12 protein-coding genes and 1 pseudogene are annotated in these 19,836 nt (G+C 70.0%); 9 read left to right on the top strand and 4 right to left on the bottom strand.

Annotated elements, in window-relative coordinates; all coding sequences use genetic code 11:
• Positions 1 to 211 precede the first annotated feature (211 nt).
• Together ACSSVZ_RS24760 and ACSSVZ_RS24755 are read left to right on the top strand one after the other, a co-directional pair.
• Positions 212 to 3,565, top strand: a complete 3,354-nt coding sequence (locus tag ACSSVZ_RS24760) for an ATP-binding protein (protein WP_453973483.1) — start codon at positions 212 to 214, stop codon at positions 3,563 to 3,565.
• The gene (locus ACSSVZ_RS24755) at positions 3,555 to 4,478 is read left to right on the top strand and encodes a response regulator (protein WP_453973454.1); all 924 of its coding nucleotides are present in this window, start codon (positions 3,555 to 3,557) and stop codon (positions 4,476 to 4,478) included. Before ACSSVZ_RS24760 ends, ACSSVZ_RS24755 begins: the two co-directional genes overlap by 11 nt.
• Before the next feature lie 115 nt (positions 4,479 to 4,593).
• On the opposite strand, the gene ACSSVZ_RS24750 is transcribed toward ACSSVZ_RS24755, so the two are convergent.
• Together ACSSVZ_RS24750 and ACSSVZ_RS24745 are read right to left on the bottom strand one after the other, a co-directional pair.
• The gene (locus ACSSVZ_RS24750; protein ID WP_453973453.1) at positions 4,594 to 5,298 is read right to left on the bottom strand and encodes a transporter; all 705 of its coding nucleotides are present in this window, start codon (positions 5,296 to 5,298) and stop codon (positions 4,594 to 4,596) included.
• Between the two features lie 161 nt (positions 5,299 to 5,459).
• Positions 5,460 to 6,428, bottom strand: a complete 969-nt coding sequence (locus ACSSVZ_RS24745; protein WP_453973452.1) for a diguanylate cyclase domain-containing protein — start codon at positions 6,426 to 6,428, stop codon at positions 5,460 to 5,462.
• A gap of 599 nt (positions 6,429 to 7,027) precedes the next feature.
• Between ACSSVZ_RS24745 and ACSSVZ_RS24740 the strand changes: the two genes are divergently transcribed.
• The 3 genes from ACSSVZ_RS24740 to ACSSVZ_RS24730 all read left to right on the top strand — a co-directional run bounded on the left by ACSSVZ_RS24740 (position 7,028) and on the right by ACSSVZ_RS24730 (position 14,549).
• Positions 7,028 to 8,986 carry an autotransporter assembly complex protein TamA gene (locus tag ACSSVZ_RS24740; RefSeq protein WP_453973451.1) on the top strand — a complete coding sequence of 653 codons (1,959 nt, stop codon included), beginning with the start codon at positions 7,028 to 7,030 and terminating at the stop codon, positions 8,984 to 8,986.
• Complete coding sequence (locus tag ACSSVZ_RS24735; protein ID WP_453973450.1) at positions 8,983 to 13,578, top strand: translocation/assembly module TamB domain-containing protein; 4,596 nt, start codon at positions 8,983 to 8,985, stop codon at positions 13,576 to 13,578. The genes ACSSVZ_RS24740 and ACSSVZ_RS24735 overlap by 4 nt, the downstream gene beginning before the upstream one ends.
• Before the next feature lie 269 nt (positions 13,579 to 13,847).
• Positions 13,848 to 14,549, top strand: coding sequence for a hypothetical protein (locus ACSSVZ_RS24730; RefSeq protein ID WP_453973448.1), 702 nt, complete (start codon positions 13,848 to 13,850; stop codon positions 14,547 to 14,549).
• Positions 14,550 to 14,601: 52 nt separating this feature from the next.
• Here ACSSVZ_RS24730 and cueR read toward each other — a convergent pair.
• A pseudogene (cueR, locus tag ACSSVZ_RS24725) lies at positions 14,602 to 14,985 on the bottom strand (Cu(I)-responsive transcriptional regulator); the annotation flags it as partial.
• A 135-nt stretch (positions 14,986 to 15,120) separates the two neighbouring features.
• Between cueR and ACSSVZ_RS24720 the strand changes: the two are divergent.
• From ACSSVZ_RS24720 to ACSSVZ_RS24705, 4 genes are all read left to right on the top strand, one after another.
• Positions 15,121 to 17,568: a heavy metal translocating P-type ATPase gene (locus ACSSVZ_RS24720; protein ID WP_453973447.1), complete on the top strand. Its 2,448-nt coding sequence runs from the start codon at positions 15,121 to 15,123 to the stop codon at positions 17,566 to 17,568.
• Positions 17,565 to 18,026 (top strand): c-type cytochrome, encoded by a 462-nt coding sequence (locus ACSSVZ_RS24715; RefSeq protein ID WP_453973446.1) that lies wholly within the window; start codon positions 17,565 to 17,567, stop codon positions 18,024 to 18,026. Before ACSSVZ_RS24720 ends, ACSSVZ_RS24715 begins: the two co-directional genes overlap by 4 nt.
• Before the next feature lie 119 nt (positions 18,027 to 18,145).
• Positions 18,146 to 18,622 (top strand): DUF305 domain-containing protein, encoded by a 477-nt coding sequence (locus tag ACSSVZ_RS24710; protein ID WP_453973445.1) that lies wholly within the window; start codon positions 18,146 to 18,148, stop codon positions 18,620 to 18,622.
• Positions 18,623 to 18,660: 38 nt separating this feature from the next.
• Positions 18,661 to 19,425, top strand: coding sequence for a MauE/DoxX family redox-associated membrane protein (locus tag ACSSVZ_RS24705; protein WP_453973444.1), 765 nt, complete (start codon positions 18,661 to 18,663; stop codon positions 19,423 to 19,425).
• Between the two features lie 25 nt (positions 19,426 to 19,450).
• Here ACSSVZ_RS24705 and ACSSVZ_RS24700 read toward each other — a convergent pair.
• Positions 19,451 to 19,836 (bottom strand): transposase (locus ACSSVZ_RS24700; protein WP_453973443.1); only part of this gene is annotated, 386 nt, incomplete at its 5' end.

Genomic DNA, 19,836 nt, shown 5'->3' with positions numbered 1-19,836 from the left:
TATGGTTGCAGCGCAGCAATGGGTGGATCTACCCATGGTGCTACGCAAAAGTGGACGCCATGCTGGCTCTTGGACTGACGGGACGGCCGCCAAGGGGAGCGGCTGACCGGGTGTCGGGCGCCCACCGCCCGCCGCACTGGCGGGAAAGGAGCGCGTCTTCGCCGCAGCGCAGCATGCCGGGAGACGATCATTGAATGCGCCTGACCGCACGATGAGCCGGCCGCGCCCCATCACGCGGCAACGCCGCACCTACAACCAGTGGGTCGCCAACGAGACGCTGGAGGACTTCGCGCTGCGCTTCACCGCGCGCCGGGCCCGGCGCTGGTCAGTGGGTCGGGTCGCCAACACCGCGATCGGCTCGATCTCGTTCCTGGCGCTGGAGGCGATCGGCGGCGCGATCACGCTCTCCTACGGCTTCGACAACGCCGTGGTGGCGATCATGCTCGTCGGCGCGGTGCTGTTCCTCACCGGCCTGCCGATCGCCTACTACGCCGCCAAGGCGGGGGTGGACATCGACCTGCTGACGCGCGGCGCCGGCTTCGGCTACATCGGCTCGACGGTGACGTCGCTGATCTACGCCTCGTTCACCTTCATCTTCTTCGCGCTGGAGGCGGCGATCCTGTCGCTGGCGCTGGAGCTCTGCTTCGGGGTGCCGCTGGGGATCGGCTATCTCCTCAACGCCCTGGTGGTGATCCCGCTGGTGACCCACGGCTTCACCAAGATCTCGATCTTCCAGAAATGGACCCAGGCGCCGTGGATCATCCTCCACATCCTGCCGTTCGTCCTCGTCGCCATGTCGGGCGACCTGGGGATCGCCGACTGGATGTCGTTCGAGCCGCGCAACGGCCACGCCTCCCAGGGCGCCAGCCTGTTGATGGTGGGGGCCGCCTCCGGCGTGGTGTTCTCGCTGATCGCGCAGATCGGCGAGCAGGTCGACTTCCTGCGCTTCCTGCCCGAGCCGAAGACGCGGGCCGAGAGGCGCAAATGGTGGTTCGCCCTGGTCGCCGCCGGGCCCGGATGGTCGGTGCTGGGCGTCGCCAAGATGCTCGCCGGCTCCTATCTCGCCGTGCTCGCCGTCCACGCCGGCGTGTCGCTGCACAACGCCGTCGAGCCGACGCAGATGTATCTGGTCGCGTTCCGCACGATGATCCCCGACCTGACGGTGGCGCTGGCGCTCACCGGCGCCTTCGTCGTGATCTCCCAGCTGAAGATCAACGTGACCAACGCCTATGCCGGGTCGATCGCCTGGTCGAACTTCTTCTCCCGGCTCACCCACGCCCATCCGGGCCGCGTCGTCTGGCTGCTGTTCAACGTTCTGATCGCGCTGATGCTGATGGAGCTCGGGGTCTTCGCGGCGCTCGAATCGACGCTCGCCATCTATTCGACGGTCGCGGTCGCCTGGGTCGGCGCCATCGTCGCCGACCTGGTCGTCAACAAGCCGCTCGGCCTGAGCCCGCCCGGCATCGAGTTCCGCCGCGGCTATCTCTACGACGTCAATCCCGTCGGGGTCGGCGCGATGATCGGCTCCGCGGCGCTGGGCTTCACCGCATCGAGCGGCATCTTCGGAGAGACCCTCGCCGCCTTCGCCACGCCGCTGACGCTCGCCGCCGCGTTCCTGCTGGCGCCGCTGATCGCCGCCGCCACCCTCGGCCGCTACTACATCGCCCGCCAGCCGGAGCCCCTCGACGAGAACGAGAAGACCTGCGGCGTCTGCGGCAACACGCTGGAGCGCGAGGACGTCATCCACTGCCCGTTCTATGCGAACTGGATCTGCTCGCTGTGCTGCTCGCTCGATGCGCGCTGCGCCGACATGTGCAAGCCGACCGGCAGCCTGCCGGAGCAGGTCAAGGACCTCATCGACTGGATCTTTCCCGGCCGGATCGGCCGCACCTTGAAGACCCGCTACGCCGCCTTCGTCGTGCTGATGGCGTTCGCCATGCTGGTCATCGGCCTGCCGCTCCGGCTGATCTATCAGGTGAGCGTCGATCCCGACGGCTCGTTGGTCCAGTCGCTCTGGCTGTCGTTCGCCACGCTCACCTTCGTGTCGGGCATCGCCATCTGGCTGTTCGTGCTGGCCCAGGAGAGCCAGCGCACGGCGATGCGCGAGAGCGAGCAGCAGGCGCAGCTCTTGATGCGCGAGATCCGCGCCCACAAGCGCACCGATGCGGAGCTCCAGCGCGCGCGCCGGGAGGCCGACGCCGCCAACGTCGCCAAGAGCCGCTACGTGGTCGGCATCAGCCACGAGCTGCGCACGCCGCTGAACGCCATCCTCGGCTATGCCCAGCTGCTGGAGACCGACCCCGACCTGCCGCCGCGCCGGCACGAGGCCGTCTCCATCATCCGGCGCAGCGGCGAGCACCTGTCGGGCCTGATCGAGGGGTTGCTCGACATCTCCAAGATCGAGGCGGGCCGGCTGGAGATCTACTCCGAGACGATCCACCTGCCGGAATTCCTGAGCCAGCTGGTGGCCGTGTTCCGGATGCAGGCCGACGAAAAGGGACTGGCCTTCTCCTATTCCGCCATCGACCGCCTGCCGGACTGGGTGCGCAGCGACGAGCGCCGGCTGCGCCAGATCCTGATGAACCTGCTCACCAACGCCATCCGCTACACGCCGTCCGGCGAGGTGCGCTTCGAGGTCCAGTACCGCAGCGAGGTCGCGCGCTTCACCATCATCGACACCGGCCCGGGCATCCCCGCCGACCAGATCCCCCGCATCTTCCTGCCCTTCGAGCGGCTGACCCGTCCGCACGGGCCGGTCATTCCCGGCACCGGTCTGGGGCTCACCATCACCAAGCTCCTGACCGAGATCCAGGGCGGCGAGCTGACGGTGGACTCGACGCCCGGCGTCGGCAGCCGCTTCGAGATCCGGCTGATGCTGCCGCGCGTCTACCGGACCACCACCCTGCCCACCAACCACCGCCGCGTCGTCAACGGCTACATGGGCCCGCCGCGCACCATCCTCGCCGTCGAGGACGAGCCGGACCACCGCGCCCTGCTCCATGATGCGCTGCGCCCGATCGGCTTCGCCCTGCATTTCGCCGAAAGCGCCGAGGCCGCCATCGAGCTCTTGGCGCGGATCAAGCCGGACCTGTTCCTGCTCGACGTGTCGCTGCCGGGGATGAGCGGCTGGCAGTTCGCCGAGTATCTGCGCGCCAACGGCGAGGAGACGACGCCGATCCTGATGGTCTCCGCCCATGCCGCCGACCAGCGCTCGCGCGGCAGCCAGGGGGCGCTGCACGACGACTTCATCGCCAAGCCCATCAACATCGACGAGCTGCTGATCAAGCTCGAGCGGCACCTCAAGATCACCTACACGCTGGCCGACGGCGTCAACCGGACCGAGGCGCTCGAAGCGCCGCGCATCCCCCAGGACCGGCTGGAGGAGCTGCGCCGCTTCGCCCAGATCGGCTACCCCCGCGGCCTGCGCCAGACGCTGGCGGCCATCGAAAGCGAGGACCCGGGCCTGACCGGCACCGTCGCCCGCCTGCGCGGCATCGTCGCCACCTTCGACCTGCCGCACCTCGACCAGGTGCTCTCGGACATGGAGGCGAACCGTGACGCTTAGCGGCGGACAGAACATCGTGCTCGTCGTCGACGACGCGCCCGAGACGCTGTCGATGCTGATCGACACGCTCGAGGAGGCCGGACTGACGGTGCTGGTGGCGCGCGACGGGATCACCGCCATCGCGCTGGCCAAGCGCGTGCAGCCGAACGTCATCCTGATGGATGCCGTGATGCCCGAGCTCGACGGCTTCGAAACCTGCCGGCGCCTCAAGTCGGGACCCGACCCGAGCCCCGCGCCGATCATCTTCATGACCGGCCTCAGCGATCCGTCGCACATCGTCTCCGGGCTGCGCGCCGGCGGCGTCGACTACATCACCAAGCCCGTCAACACCGACGAGCTGATCGCCCGGGTCACCGTGCACGTCGCCAACGCCCGCCTCGTCGACGACGCCCGCCGCGCCCTCGACGCCGTCGGCCACCCGATCATGGCGGTGGCGCCGGACGGGCGCATCGCCTGGGCCTCCGATCACGCGCTGCAGTTTGCCGGCAAACTTCCCGGCCTGATCGCCGGGCGCCAGCGCATCGCCGACGCATCGCTGCTTGCCTGGCTGGCCGACACCGTCGACCGGCCGGTGACCTCGGTGGTCCCCTGGAGCTCCGGCAGCGGCCGCGACACGCTGACCGTCACCTATGTCGGGCGCGCCACCTCCGGCGACATCCTGGTGCGCCTGTCGCCGGACACGGTGTCGCTGGAAGAGCGGCTGAAGGAGAAGTTCGGCCTGACCGTGCGCGAGGCGGAGGTGCTGCACTGGATCATGCAGGGCAAGTCGAACCGCGACATCGCCGAGATTCTCACCCTCAACCCCGGCACGGTGAACAAGCACCTGGAGAAGATCCTGAACAAGCTCGGCGTGGAGAACCGCACCGCCGCCGCCGTCCTCGCCATGAAGGCCGCCGGCGGCGACGCGCGCTAGAGCATGTCCCGTTCAGATCGAAGCGATCTGAACGAAAAGAAATTGCTCAAGCTATTGAATCTGGAGCCATTTCTCATCGATCAGGTGGAACCACCTGATCGGAAAAGGCTCTCGCTCAGCCGATCGCCTCCTGCAGCACCAGCAGCACCAGGAAGCCCAGAAAGAACAGCGCGGTGATCCACGGCGTGTCCTCGGCCTGCTCGTGGGCTTCCACCAGCAGTTCCTCGGTGACCAGATACAGCAGCGCGATCAGCCCGAACGCGAACAGGCCGGTCTTCACCGGCGCCGACGCGTAGGCGACCGGCGCCGACAGCAGCACGCCCAGCGGCAGCAGCAGCGCGACCCCCGCGGTGAGGGCGACCACCCGGACGCGCGAGGCGATCCGTTCGCCGAGGCCGATCGCCGTGCTGACGCCGAGGAACAGCACCTCCAGCGTCAGCGCGATGGTCAGCAGGATGCCCACCGCCGCGCCGGCCGAAAAGGCGATGCCGAGCACCAGCCCGTCGATCAGCAGGTCGATGCCGACGGCGGCGAGCAGCCCGACCGGGCCGGCCGCCACCGTCTCCAGCCGGCCGAGCAGCAGCATCACGGCGATGCCGGCGAGCCCGCCGGCGACCGTCGGCATGATGCCGCCCTGCTCCAGGATGTCGGGGAGGATTTCCCCCGCGGCGGCCGCGAACACCACGCCCGCGGCGAAATGCTGGACCGCGCTGGTAATCCTCGGTCCGGGCGGTCGGAGGACCGCCAGCAGCGCCCCCAGCAGCCCGGCGGCGAGCGGGATCAGCGTGTAGCCGAGTGCCGCAGACAGCGTCGTGGTCATGGCCGCCCCCCGGATGCCGTCGATCCGTCAGGACTTTAGAGCCTTTTCCCGTCAGGTGGAATCACCTGGTCGCTTGGATACGGCTCCAGAAGGAATGCCTTCCCGGCCGGCCGGAACCGGCGGCGCGGGGGAACCGCCGCTGGCGCCGGTTGGGCGACCCCTCAGGGCCCGATCGGCGGCTCGAAGATCCGGTAGGTGTTGCGGCCGGCACCCTTCGCCTCGTAGAGCGCGGCGTCCGCCCGGGCGAACAGCTCGCGCGGCGTGCACGCCCACGCGGCGGCGATGCCGACGGAGGCGGAGAACCCGAAGTCGATCCCGTCGCGGCACACCGGCTCGGCCATCACCGCGACGATGCGGGCCGCGATGCCTTCCGCGAAGCGCATCTCGCTGCCCGGCGGCACCAGCACGGCAAACTCGTCGCCGCCGATGCGCGCCACCATCCCGGCGCCGTCGCAGGCCCTGGACAGCCGCGCCGCCGCCTCGCGCAGCACCTCGTCGCCGGCGGAATGGCCGAACGTGTCGTTGATCAGCTTAAAGCCGTCCAGATCGATCAGCACCAGCGCCCCCGGTCGGGCGACCGACCCGACGTCCTGGCAGAGCGCGGCGAGCCCCGCTTCGAAGCGGGTCCGGTTGGAGATGCCGGTCATCGCATCGAACTCGGCGAGGAACTGCGCCTTCTCCAGCAGCAGCTTCTCTTCGGTGATGTCCTGCTTCAGGCCGAACAGGCGGGTCGGGGTGTCGCCGTCGTGGTCCACCGTGGCGGTGATGCGCATCCAGCGGCGGGTTCCGGCCGCGGTGACGATCTCGGTGTCGAGGGTGAAGCCCGCCCCCGTATCGATGGCGCGCCTCCGGGTGCCCTGCAGCGTCGCCAGCGACGCGCGGGAATAGAACGCCAGCGCATCGCGCCGCTGCAGCGCGTGGCTGCGCGGCAGCCCGAAGATGTCATAGGTGGTGCCGGACCAGACGAGCCGCTCGTCGGGCAGCGTGCATTCCCAGGTGCCGATCCCGGCGGCCTCCACCGCCCGTTCGAACAGCTCCGGCGCCGGCTGTCGTGCCGCGCCGTCGTCCGTCGCGATTGGAACGGCGGCCGAGCGGGCGGCAGCATCCCTCCACGCGCGCCGCAGGAACAATTTTCCCAGCTGGCCGGCAAACCCCCGCAACCGGGTGTCGGTGCCGATCCCGGCATGCGTCCCTGCCGACGCAAGCGCGCCGCGCCGAACAAACCGCTGGCGGGATCCTTTCGGGTCGTACGTCATCCGGGTTATGCGCTGGATTCCTCGGTTGCTTCGGCAAGATCGCCGCGTGTGGACAATCTTCGCCGCTGAAGTCGAACGTCTTGCAACACCACCATGAGATGGTCACCGCACGGCGATCGGCAATTCACCTTTTCATCATCGAGCGATCATCCGGCCTTCATCATCCGGCGGCACGATGGTCTGGCCGGGCCCTGGCCACAACTTGACGACGGTCTTCGTGCGGCATCTGCATCTACAGGCCTCGGAGAGCGCTTCCGCGTCGCCCGATCTGATCCTCCCATCCGCGGGCTGTGCCGGGGCGCTCCCGCCCTGTGTCCGGCGCCGGCCCGCACCGACCTCCGGCGGGTGTCGCCTTTAGGCCAGCATGCAGCTGGAATCGTTACGAACGACTAACCTTGCTGGCGGTCGCGGGTTGAATGCCACCCCGCAACCGTGGAAGAAAGCTCCGGAGGCGGGGGGCACGTATCGACAGCATGGCGCGAGATGGTCGGCCGAAATTGCGAGCCACACTCTTGAGCGGCCGTCCCGGACGCCGCCCTTTGGCTGCCCTCCTGGTGGCAAGCCTCTGGATTCCGGCGTTTCCCGCGCCGGCGACGGCGTTCGAGCTGTTCGGCCACACCTTCTTCGGCGGCAAGAAGACCGACCCCGACGAGATCATCGGCGAGCCGCAGCCCTACACCGTCACCTTCGAGGTGGCCGGCGACAATTCCGACATCGAGAAGACGCTCAAGAACGCCTCGCGCCTCTGGCAGGATCGCGAGAAGCCGGCGTCCGGCGCGGCCGGCCTGCTGGCCAAGGCGCGCGGCGATTACCGGGGCATCGTCTATTCGCTCTACAGCGAAGCGCGCTACGGCGGCACGGTGTCGATCACCGTCGATGGCCGTCAGGCCGCGGACCTGCCGCCGGACACCCCGCTCTCCGGCGACGCCGACGTCCGCGTCACCATCGATCCGGGACCGCTGTTCCTGTTCGATGAAACGCTGATCGCCAACCGCGCGCCGCCCGCCACCAACCGCAGGGACGTGGTTGCCTCGCCGGAATCCGCCGGCTTCGCCTCCGGCCAGCCGGCCCGGTCGGGCACCATCATCCGGGCCGAGCAGCTCGAGATCGCCGCCTGGCGCCAGCAGGGCCACGCCAAGGCGAAGGCCGGGCCGCGCCGGGTCGTCGCCGAGCACCCGAGCAAGACCGTGGATGCCGAGCTGGAGATCCAGCCGGGCCGCAAGGCCTACTTCGGCCAGACGAGCGTGCGTGGCACGGAGAAGATGAAGCCCGGCTTCGTCAGCTACATGGCCGGCATTAAGCCGGGCACGGAGTTCGATCCGGACGACGTCAAGCGGGCCAACGACCGCCTGGCCCGCCTCGGCGTGTTCCGGGCGCTGACGATCGAGGAAGCCCCCGAGATCGGCCCGGACGGCGATCTGCCGATGACCATCGTCGTCCAGGAACGCAAGCTCCACCGGATCGGCATCGGCGGCACCTATTCGACCATCGACGGCATCGGGCTGGAAACCTACTGGCTGCACCGCAACCTGTTCGGCCGCGCCGAGCAGCTGCGCATCGAAGGCCGGGTCGCCAACTTCGAGAACAACGCCGACCCCGAGGACTTCACCTATCGCGCCGGCGCGACCTTCACCAAGCCCGGCGTCGGCACCCCGGACACGAATTTCACCGCCTCCGGCTACTTCGAGCGCGAGGTGCTCGACCCCTACACCAAGACCGGCGTCAACGGGCAGGCGGGGTTCACCCGGCTGTTCGGCAAGGAGCTCACCGCCAAGGCCTATCTGGCAGGCAGCCACGCCCGGTTCGAGGACGACGTCTACGGCACCCGCGACTTCACCACCGGCGGGTTCCTGGGCGCCCTCACCTTCGACAACCGCAACGACCCGGTGAACGCCACGCGCGGCGTCTACGTCGACGTGACGGCGCTCCCCTTCTACGAGTTCAACTACGAGAACACCGCCGCCCGCTTCACCGGCGAGGCGCGCTCCTACCTGCCGATCGGCCCGGACGACCGGCTGGTGATCGCCGGGCGCGCCAAGATCGGCACCGTGGTTGGCCCGTCCATCGACGAGCTCCCGCCGGACATCCTGTTCTTCGCCGGCGGCGGCGGCTCCGTGCGCGGCTATCCCTACCGCTCGATCGGCGTCGAGGTCGGCGACAACGTGGTGGGCGGCAAGTCGCTGGTCGAGGGATCGATCGAACTCCGCGGCCGCTTCACCGAAACCATCGGCGCCGTGGCGTTTCTCGATGCCGGCCTGGTCGGGGCGGACTCGACGCCCGATTTCGATCAGGACGTGAAGATGGGCGCCGGCGTGGGCCTGCGCTATTTCACCAGCCTGGGGCCCATTCGCCTCGACGTCGCCGTGCCGCTCGAAAAGAGCGCCGACGATCCCAGCGTCGCCTTCTACGTCGGCATAGGACAAGCGTTTTGATCCGCCTCATCCTCGCCCTCGGTCTGGTCCTCTTCTCGCTGCCGGCGCTCGCCCAGAGCGACGAGGCGACCGATCGGTCGATGCTGACCCGCATCGTCGAAAACCAGCTGTCGGCGCCGAACCGGCAGATCCGGCTGTCGGGCATCCAGGGGGCGCTGTCCTCGAACGCCACCATCGGCCGGATCACCGTCGCCGACGACGAAGGCATCTGGCTGACCATCACCAACGCGTCGATCGTCTGGAACCGGACCGCGCTCCTGCGCGGGCGCCTGTCCATCGACAAGCTGACGGCCGAGCGGATCGACATGCCGCGCGGCCCGAACCCGGACAAGAGCCTTCCCTCCCCCGAGGCCAGCCCGTTCCAGGTGCCGGAACTTCCGATCGCCGTCATCCTGCGCGAGCTCAACGTTCCCGAAGTCAGCTTCGGCCAGCCCGTGTTCGGCCTTGCGGCGGAGCTTTCGGTCGAGGGCAGCCTGCGGCTTCAGTCCGGCGAACTCGAAACCGATCTCGCCATCACGCGTCGCGACGGCCCGGGCGGCAAGCTGGCGCTGAAGGCGAGCTTCTCCAACGCAACGCGCGCGCTGGCGCTGGATCTCTCGCTGTCCGAGCCGGCCGACGGCGTCGTCGCCAACCTTCTGAACATGGAAGGCCGCCCGCCGATCGACCTGGCGATCAAGGGCGAGGGCCCCGTCGAGAACCTCGACGTCGCCATGAGCCTCGATGCCGACGGCAAGCGCCTGGTGACGGGCGCCGTCCGGCTGCGCGAGCGCACCGAAGGCCTCGGCTTCGAGGCCCGCCTGGAAGGCTCGATCGCCGAGCTCGTCGCGCCCGCCCATCGCGAGCTGTTCGGCAGCAACAGCCTCGTCACCCTCGCCGGCGTGTCGCGCGACGACGGGTCGCTCGCCATCGAGAAGTTCGACGTCGACAGCGAGAAGCTGACGCTCGCCGCCTCGGGCGAGACCACCCCGGACGGCTTCCTGCGCCGGCTTTCGGTCGACGGGCAGCTCGCCGATACGACCGACAACCGCGTCGTCCTGCCCGGCGCGCCCGGATCGTCGGTGGGCGACGGACGGATCCAGATCTCCTTCGGGGAAGCCGGTCGGGAAGACTGGAACGGCCGGATCGAGGTGAACGGCCTCGCCACCGGTACCTTCTCCGCCGAAAAGGTCTCCGTCATCATGGGCGGCCTCGCCCAGAACCTGAGCAACGCCGAGGCCCGGCGCATCACCTTCGGCATCGACGGCGACGTCACGGGCATCACCTCCGAGCGGCCCGAGGTCGCCACCGCGCTGGGCGAGACGATCTCCCTCGACGTCAACGGAACGTGGGCCGCAGGCAGCCCGATCACGCTGACCCGCGCCCAGCTGACCGGCAACGGGCTTTCGGCCAGCATGGCCGGCGACATCGCCGACACCGCCTTCAACGGCACCATCCAGCTCGTCGCGTCCAGCCTCGCCCCGTTCTCCCAGCTGGCCGACCGCGATCTGGAGGGTCAGCTCGACATGGCCGCCCGGGGCGAGATCCGCCCGATCTCCGGCGGCTTCGACCTCACGCTCGACGGCAGCGCCCGCGGTCTGCACGTCGGCATCGACGCCGTCGACAATCTGTTTTCCCAGGAAACGACCATCACCGGCGGCGTGGCCCGGGACGAAACCGGCTTCCGCGCCAGCCAGCTGCGCCTCGGCAACGACGACGTCGAGCTGAAGGCCGACGGCAACTTCTCCACCGGCGCCGCGGACTTCCGCTTCGACCTGATGCTGGCCGACCTCGCCCTGATCACCCAGCAGGCCTCGGGCCGCCTGACCGCCTCGGGCACCGCCAAGGGCAGCGACGGCGTGATCGCGCTCGCCTTCAAGGCCGCCATGCCGAAGGGGCAGCTGCAGAACCGCAGCCTGACCGACGGCGCGCTCGCCTTCGACGGCACGCTGCGCGAGGACACCCTCACCGGCAAGGTCGACGGCGGCGCCTTCCTCGACGGACACCGCGTCTCGCTCGCCACCGACATCGCCGTCGCCGACGGCGAGAAGCGCCTGACCGGCCTCGACTTCACCGCCGGCGGCACCAACCTCACCGGCAATCTGACCCAGGGCAAGGACGGCCTGTTCGAAGGCACCCTGGCGCTCGATGCGCCCAACATTTCGCTGGCGGCCGCGCTGGCGCTGATGGACGCCACCGGGTCGGCCAAGGCCGACATCAAGCTCTCCCATGCCAACGGCGAGCAGCACGCCGACGTGAGCGCCCAGGTGCGCGACCTCGTGCTCGACAGCGTGCGGGTCGGCGCCGCCGACGTGCAGGCCACCATCGACGACCTGTTCGGCGTGCCGGCCGTGGACGGCACCGTCAGCGGACAGAACATCGTCGCGGCCGGCTACGACGTGACGACGCTGCAGGCCAACGCCACCAGGCAGGGCGAGGCGACCGACTTCACCGCCAACGCCGCCCTCGCCATCGGCACCACCATCGACACGGCCGGCAGCCTGGCGCCGGAGGCCGGCGGCTTCCGCCTGTCGCTGAGCCGCGCCGATCTCGTCCAGGGCGACCTCGCCGCCCGCCTGAAGTCGCCCGCCTCGGTGCTGATCGCCGGCCAGAACGTCACCATCGACGGCCTCGCGCTGGCGGTCGGCGGCGGCGAGGTCTCGGCGAACGGGACCATCGCCGACACCCTGAACCTCGACGTGCGCATCGCCGCCCTGCCGCTCGCCATCGCCAACGCGATCAAGCCGGACCTGGCGCTCGGCGGCACCCTCGACGGCACCGCCGCCGTGACCGGCACCCGCGACAACCCGAACATCCGCTTCGACGTCACCGGCCGCGCCCTCCGGGCCGCCGCCCTCGGCCAGGCCGGTATCTCCTCGCTCGACGTGGTCGCCAGGGGCACCTCGACCACCAACCGGCTGCAGATCGACGCCACCGTCACCAGCCCGGACGGCTTCCGGGCCACCGCCAACGGCGCCGTCCCCCTCGGCGACGGATCGCTCGACCTCGACGTCGCCCTCGACCGATTCCCGCTGGCGAGCCTCAACGCCGTCGCCCCCGGCCAGGACCTGTCTGGCATCGTCTCCGGGCGCGCCAGGGTCACCGGCCCGCTGGCCAACCCGGCGGCGACGTTCTCCGTCGACGGCAACGGCCTCAGCGCCGCCCCCCTCGTCCAGTTCGGCGCCGCGCCGCTGACCCTCGCGGCCCAGGGCGAATACCGCAACCAGGTCCTCAGCCTCTCCAGCTCCCAGGTTGCCGGCCCGCAGGGTCTCGCCATCTCCGCCTCCGGCCGCGTGCCGCTCTCCGGCAACGGCCTCGACGTGGCGATCCGCGGCACCGTGCCGCTGGCGCTCGCCAACCGTCCGCTGGCCGAGCGCGGCACCCAGGTCGCCGGCACGCTGACCTTCGACGCGGCGGTCCGCGGGCCGCTCGCCAACCCGGTCGTCACCGGCGCGTTCGAGACCGCCAACACCCAGGTGATCGATCCGGACACCAATCTCCGCCTCACCGGGATCACGCTCGCCGGCACCATCGACCGCGACCGCGTCACCCTGCGCACCGGCCGCGCCCAGGTGGTCGGCGGCGGCACCGTCGACGTCTCCGGCACCGTCGGCATCTCGCCGGCCGCCGGCTTCCCGGCCGACCTCCGCATCGTCCTCGACCAGGCCCGCTACGCCGACGGCGAGCTCGTGGTGGCCACCGTCAGCGGCCAGCTCGCCGTCACCGGCCAGCTCACCCGCGACCCGCTGATCTCCGGCGACATCCGGATCGAGCGGGCCGAGATCACCGTGCCGGAGAGCTTCGGCGGCGGCGCCCCGGTCATCGACGTGATCCACGTCGACCCGCCGGCGGCCGTCGTCACCACCCTGAAACGCGCCCGGATGATCGGCGGCACCCCGGTGCCGACGGCGCGCCCGAGCGTCGTCCAGGTGAACATCGAGGTGAGCGCCCCCAACCAGATCTTCGTGCGCGGCCGCGGCCTCGACACCGAGCTCGGCGGATCGGTGCAGCTCACCGGCCCGGTCACCAACATCCAGCCGATCGGCGGCTTCCGCCTGATCCGCGGCAACCTGCAGATCGTCGGCCAGCGCATCACCTTCGACGAGGGCACGGTGACGCTGATCGGCGACCTCGACCCGTTCGTCGACTTCACCGCCACCTCCCAGGGCTCCGACATTACGGTCACGGTTCACGTGACCGGGCGGGTGTCCGATCTCCGCATCAACTTCTCCTCCCAGCCGGATCTGCCCGAGGACGAGGTGCTCGCTCAGCTCATCTTCAAGCGCAGCCTCAGCGAGCTGTCCGCCTTCCAGATCGCCCAGCTGGCGGCGGCGGCGGCCGAGCTCGCCGGCGGCGCCAACACCTCGCTCCTCAACAACCTCCGCCAGGCGACCGGCCTCGACCAGCTCGACGTGGTGACCGACAGCGAGGGCAACGCCGCCGTCCAGGCCGGCCGCTACATCGAGGACAACATCTATCTGGGCGTGGAGGCCGGCGCCCAGGGCACCACCCGCGGCACGGTGAACATCGACATCACCGAGAACCTGACGGCCCGCGGAGCGGTCGGCTCGAACGGCGATTCCAGCCTCGGCCTGTTCTTCGAGCGCGACTACTAGCGCGGCACTCCGCCCGCCGGCCGCCCCGCCGGCGGAGACCTGCCGCAGAAATGGGCGGCCGGACCTGGAACGGTTCTGCGAAGGCCCTCAAGCGCATGGATTATCAGGCCCGACCGGGGCCCGGCGCGCCCCGCCGCGACTGCCGAAAACTTGGTCTTCGGCGTTGCCGCCGCGCGTGCTATATTGCACCGCAATAACAATCCGATAACGAAGTTTGTCGTCCCGGAGCGGTTGGAGGCGCCGCTCCCGAGAGCATCGGATTCCGTCTCATGATCGCCCGCACCCTGCTGCCGCTCGCGCGCCTTGCCGCCCGTGCAGTCCTTGCCGGCAGTGCCGTCCTGGCCGCCGCCGGCCCGGCGCCCGCCCAGAGCACCCGGCCGCTCAACGTCACCGTCACCAGCAGCGCCGAGCGCACCTACGATGTCAGCGTCGGCACCCGTTCGCCCATGTGGTGGGTGCCGTCGATCGGCACGACCGTCGACTTCGAGGTCGCCGCCATCCAGTCCCCGTCGGCCGGGCGGGCGCGGGCGTCCGGCGACCCGTCGGGCACCATCTGGGGCACGGTGGAGATGCCGAAGGGCGCGGGCGTCCTCAAATGGGATGCCACCGCCATCCGCCTGCAGGTCGACCCGTCGTCCCGGGAAAGCTCGGTGAGCTTCTCCGGCCGCAAGACCTGGACGCTCGGCAAGCTCGTCTCCGCCAGCGTCGAGGACAGCTACACGCTGACCAGCGCCGAGGACGCGGTCCTGCCGGACTGGGCCGCCCTCACCGCCGTGCGGCTCGACTTCAAGCCCACCAACACGGCCTTCGTCGCCCAGAACAACCGCGACCCCGGCGACGGCGACTGGCACACCAGCCTCCGGGCCGAGCAGCAGATCGCCGACGGGTTCAGCATCGCCGCGTCGCTCGACGACGTGACCTCCTCGGCGGCGGGCAAGTCGATCTTCGCGAGCTTCTCCCGGCGCTGGTAGCGGCCCGGGCCGCCGGCACGGCGGGCGCCGGCGCCGCCGCTCTGGCGCCCTGCCCCTCGGCCAGCGTGTCGAGGATCGGACAGTCCGGCCGCCCGTCGCCGTGGCAGCGCTCGACCAGCCCGCCGAGCGTCGCCCGCAGCCCTTCCAGATCGGCAATCTTGCGGTCGATGCGCGCCAGGTGGTCGCGCGCCATCGCCTTCACGTCGGCGCTCGCCCGGCTGCGGTCCTCGTAGAGCGACAGCAGGTGCCGGCACTCCTCCACCGTGAACCCCAGCGAGCGCGCCCGCGCCAGGAACACCAGCTTGTGCACGTCGCTCTCGGCAAAATCCCGGTAGCCGTTCTCCGAGCGCGCCGGGCGCACCAGCGCGATGTCCTCGTAATAGCGGATCGTCTTGGCCGGCAGTCCGCTCGCCGCCGCCGCTTCGCCGATGTTCATGGCACGTCCCCGCATCACAGCCGCCCGAATGGACGGCATCCGCAAATATAGTCCCACCGGCCTTGACCTTCCAGTTGCTGGAAGGCCCATCTGAAGGGTCTCGCTTCGAAAACCACCCGCCGAAGGGCTCGACCGATGACCGCTCACGCCACCCTCGACACCGATGCTGCCATCGTGCGCGACCCCGTCTGCGGCATGACGGTCGATCCCGCGGCCGGCAAGCCGACGGCGGAGCACGAGGGACACACGTTCCATTTCTGCTCCGAAGGCTGCCGGACCAAGTTCCAGGCCGATCCGCACGCCTTCCTCACCGCCACCGACCCGATCTGCGGCATGGATGTCGACCGGTCGTCGGCGAAGCACATGGCCAAACACGCCGGCGAGCGGTTCTATTTCTGCTCGGAGCGGTGCCACGCGAAATTCACCGCCGACCCGCAGGCCTGGCTGGGCGACCGCCCGGAGCCGGAACCGATGCCGGCCGGGACCCAGTACACCTGCCCCATGCATCCGGAGGTCGTCCGCGACGCCCCCGGCGACTGCCCCCTCTGCGGCATGGCGCTGGAGCCGATGACGCCGTCGGCCGACGCCGGCCCCAATCCCGAGCTCGTCGACTTCCGGCGCCGCTTCTGGATCGGCGCGCCGCTCGCCGCCGCCGTCTTCCTGCTGGAGATGGGCGGCCATGTCGGCATCCCCTTCGCCGCCTGGATCGGCCCGCACGTCTACGTGTGGGTACAGTTCCTGCTCGCCACCCCGGTGGTGATCCTCTCCTGGCCGTTCTTCCGGCGCGGCTGGAACTCCATCGTCAACCGCGCGCCCAACATGTGGACGCTGATCATGCTGGGGACCGGGGCGGCCTATCTCTTCAGCCTCGTCGGCCTGCTGGCGCCCGGCCTGTTCCCGCCGGCGCTGCTCGGCCCCCACGGCCTGCCGCCGGTCTACTTCGAGGCGGCCGCGGTGATCCTGGTCCTCGTCCTCGTCGGGCAGATCATGGAGCTCACCGCCCGCGAGCGCACCGGCGACGCCATCCGCGCCCTGATGGATCTCGCGCCCAAGACCGCCCGCCGCCTCACCGACGACGGCGAGGCCGACGTCCCCGTCGACGAGGTGAAATCCGGCGACCGCCTGCGCGTGCGGCCCGGCGAGGCCGTCCCCGTCGACGGCGTCGTGCTGGAGGGTCACTCGTCGGTCGACGAGAGCATGATCACCGGCGAGCCGGTTCCGGTGGAAAAGACCGAGGGCGAGCCGGTCACCGGCGGCACCCTCAACAAGACCGGCAGCTTCATCATGCGGGCCGAGGCCGTCGGCGCCGAGACCACCCTGTCGCGCATCGTCGAGATGGTGGCCAAGGCCCAGCGCAGCCGCGCCCCCATCCAGGGCCTGGCCGACAAGGTCGCCGGCTACTTCGTGCCCGCGGTGGTGGCGGTCGCGGTGCTCGCCTTCCTGGCCTGGATCGTCTTGGGCCCGGCGCCGGCCATCGGCTACGCCGTCGTCGCCGCCGTCAGCGTGCTCATCATCGCCTGCCCCTGCGCGCTCGGGCTCGCCACCCCGATGTCGATCATGGTCGCCACCGGCCGCGGCGCCCAGGCGGGCGTGCTCATCCGCGACGCCGAGGCGCTGGAGCGCTTCGCCAGGGTCGACGTGCTGGTGGTGGACAAGACCGGCACGCTGACCGAGGGCAAGCCGACGCTCACCGACGCCGTCCCCGTCGCGGGCACCGACCGCGACTTCCTGCTGTCGGCCGCCGCCGCCCTGGAGCGCGGCTCGGAGCATCCGCTCGCCGAGGCCATCGTCGACGGCGCCGCCGACGTGGCGCGCCGCGACGCCACCGGCTTCGAGGCCGTCACCGGCAAGGGCGTGCGCGGCAGCGTCGACGGCCATCGCATCGCGCTGGGCAACCGCGCCATGATGGAGGAGGAAGGCGTCGCGCTCGGCGACCTGGAGGAGAAGGCGGCCGCCCTGCAGGGCGACGGCAAGACCGCCATGTACGTCTCGGTGGATGGCAAGCCTGCCGGCCTGATCGGCGTCGCCGACCGCATCAAGGAGACGACGCCCGCCGCCATCAAGGCGCTGCACGAGGCGGGGCTGCGCATCATCATGGCCACCGGCGACAGCGCCCGCACCGCCGAGGCCGTCGCCCGCACGCTCGGCATCGACGACGTGCGCGCCGAGGTCAGCCCGGAAGGCAAGGGCGCCCTCATCGAGGAACTGCGCGCCCAGGGCCTGTCGGTCGCCATGGCCGGCGACGGCGTCAACGACGCGCCGGCGCTGGCCGCCGCCGACGTCGGGATCGCCATGGGCACCGGCGCCGACGTGGCGGTGGAGAGCGCCGGCATCACCCTGGTGAAGGGCGATCTCGGCGGCATCGTCCGGGCCCGCCGTCTGGCCCAGGCGACCATGGCCAACATCCGCCAGAACCTGTTCTTCGCGTTCGCCTACAACGCCGCCGGCGTGCCGATCGCCGCCGGCATCCTGTTCCCGCTGTTCGGCCTGCTGCTGTCGCCGATGGTGGCGGCACTCGCCATGAGCCTGTCGTCGGTCTCCGTCATCGGCAACGCGCTGCGCCTGCGCGGGGTCCGGCTGTGAGGCGCGCCCATCTCGCGCTGGCGGGCGTCGCCGTCGTCGTCGCAGTCGCGGCCGCGGGCACCTGGATCGCGATGCGGCCCTCGGCGCCGCCGGCGGGCGCCGTCGACCTCGCCCGCGGCGAGCGGATCTACGCGGAGGCGTGCGCCTCCTGCCACGGTGCCGACCTGGCCGGCCAGGCCAACTGGCGGCAGCCCGGCCCGAACGGCCGATATCCGGCGCCGCCGCACGACGAGACCGGCCACACCTGGCACCACAGCGACGCCCTGCTGTTCCGTCTGGTGAAGGAGGGCACGGCGGCGGTCGTCGGCGACGGCTACCAGAGCGACATGCCCGGCTTCGGCGACACCTATTCCGACGCCGAGATCCGCGACGTCCTGGCCTACATCAAGAGCCAGTGGCCGGAGGAACAGCGCGCCGTCCAGGCGGAAATCACCGCCCGGGATCAGGCCTCGCAGTAGATCGCCCGCGCCTCGCCTCCGCCGGCCGCGGCGCGCGGCCGGGGAAAGCACGGAACCATGGCCGGCCAGGGACATTAGCCTTCCGAACCGAATGGAGACTTCCGCCGCCGGAGGGGAACATGTCCTACGCACGCTTCCTGGCGATGATCTTCACGTCGACCGTCGTCATGTTCGGATTGATGTATCTGAACACCTACGCGATCGGCCACGTCTTCTTCAGCGAGACACGCGCCTACGCCGCCCTCTACATGGGCGCGACGATGGCCGTCATCATGCTCGCCTTCATGCTGGGCATGTACTCGAACCGAACGGCCAATATCGCGATCGTGGTCGGTGCGGCGATCGTGTTCGCCGGCGCCCTCTTCCTGGTCCGCAGCCAGGCCACCGTCGGCGACGTCTCCTACATGCGCGCCATGATCCCCCATCACTCCATCGCGATCCTCACCAGCGAACGCGCCAACATCGAAGACCCGAGGGTCCGCAAGCTGGCGGACGAGATCATCGAGGCCCAGCGCAGGGAGATCGCCGAGATGAAGGCGCTCATCTCCGACCTGGAGGGTGGCCCCGCGGCGACCGCGGAGATCGACGGCAAGTAGCCGGGAGCGCCGAGACGAGACAGCCGAGGAAGAGACCGATGACGTCAGCCACGACCCCAGACGAGAAGACCGCGACCCTCTACCGGATGGTCATGGAGGACCATGTCTGTCCGTTCGGGCTGAAGTCGAAGGCGCTCCTGGAGCGGAACGGCTTCGAGGTCGACGACCAGTGGCTGACGACCCGCCCGGAGACGGACGCCTTCCAGCGCGAGCACGACGTCGACACCACCCCGCAGACCTTCATCCACGGGGAGCGGATCGGCGGCTACGACGATCTGCGCGAGTATTTCGGCGAGTACGTGCCGGATGCGGACGAGACCAGCTACCGGCCGGTGATCGCCATCTTCGCCGTGGCGTTCCTGATGGGACTGGCCGTCAGCTGGGCCGCCTTCGGCACCATCTTCACGGTCCGCGCGCTGGAGTGGTTCATCGCCATCTCCATGTGCCTGCTCGGCATCCAGAAGCTCCAGGACGTCGAGAGCTTCTCCACGATGTTCCTGAACTACGACCTGCTCGCCCGCCGCTGGGTGCGCTACGGCACCATCTACCCCTACGCCGAAACCGCCGCCGGCATCCTGATGATCGCGGGCGCGCTGATCTGGATCGCCGCCCCGATCGCCTTCGTGATCGGCACCATCGGCGCCGTTTCCGTCTTCAAGGCGGTCTACATCGACGGGCGCGAGCTCAAGTGCGCGTGCGTCGGCGGTGGCAGCAACGTGCCGCTCGGCTTCATCTCGCTGACCGAAAACCTGATGATGGTCCTGATGGCGATCTGGATGCCGCTGCGGATGGCGTTCTTCTAAGAGCGCGTTTGAGAAGGGGGTTGGTTCATTGCCATCGGCGCAGGAGGGTAGCTGAGGCGGCAATGGTGATGAGGGTTTCGGCAACGTCGGTGATCTGCTCGTAATCGCGGACAAGCCGGCGGTTCTTGAAGATCCAGGCGAAGGTGCGTTCGACCACCCATCGGCGCGGCAGCACCTCGAAACCCTTGGCCCCGGCGCCCCTGCGGATGATGTCGAGGGTGACGTGGGTCTTGTCGGCAGCCCATTCCACCAGACGCCCGGCATAGCCGCCATCGGCAAAGACGCGGGCGACGAACGGGTAGCGCCGGCGCGATGCCATGAGCGGCAGCTTGCCGCCGTCACGGTCCTGGATATCGGCGGCGTGGACGCGTACCGCGAGCAGGCGTCCGTCGGTGTCGGTCAGGATGTGCC

It is taken from the genome of Amorphus sp. MBR-141, assembly GCF_053628695.1.
This window is presented reverse-complemented; position numbering and strand designations above follow the sequence as displayed.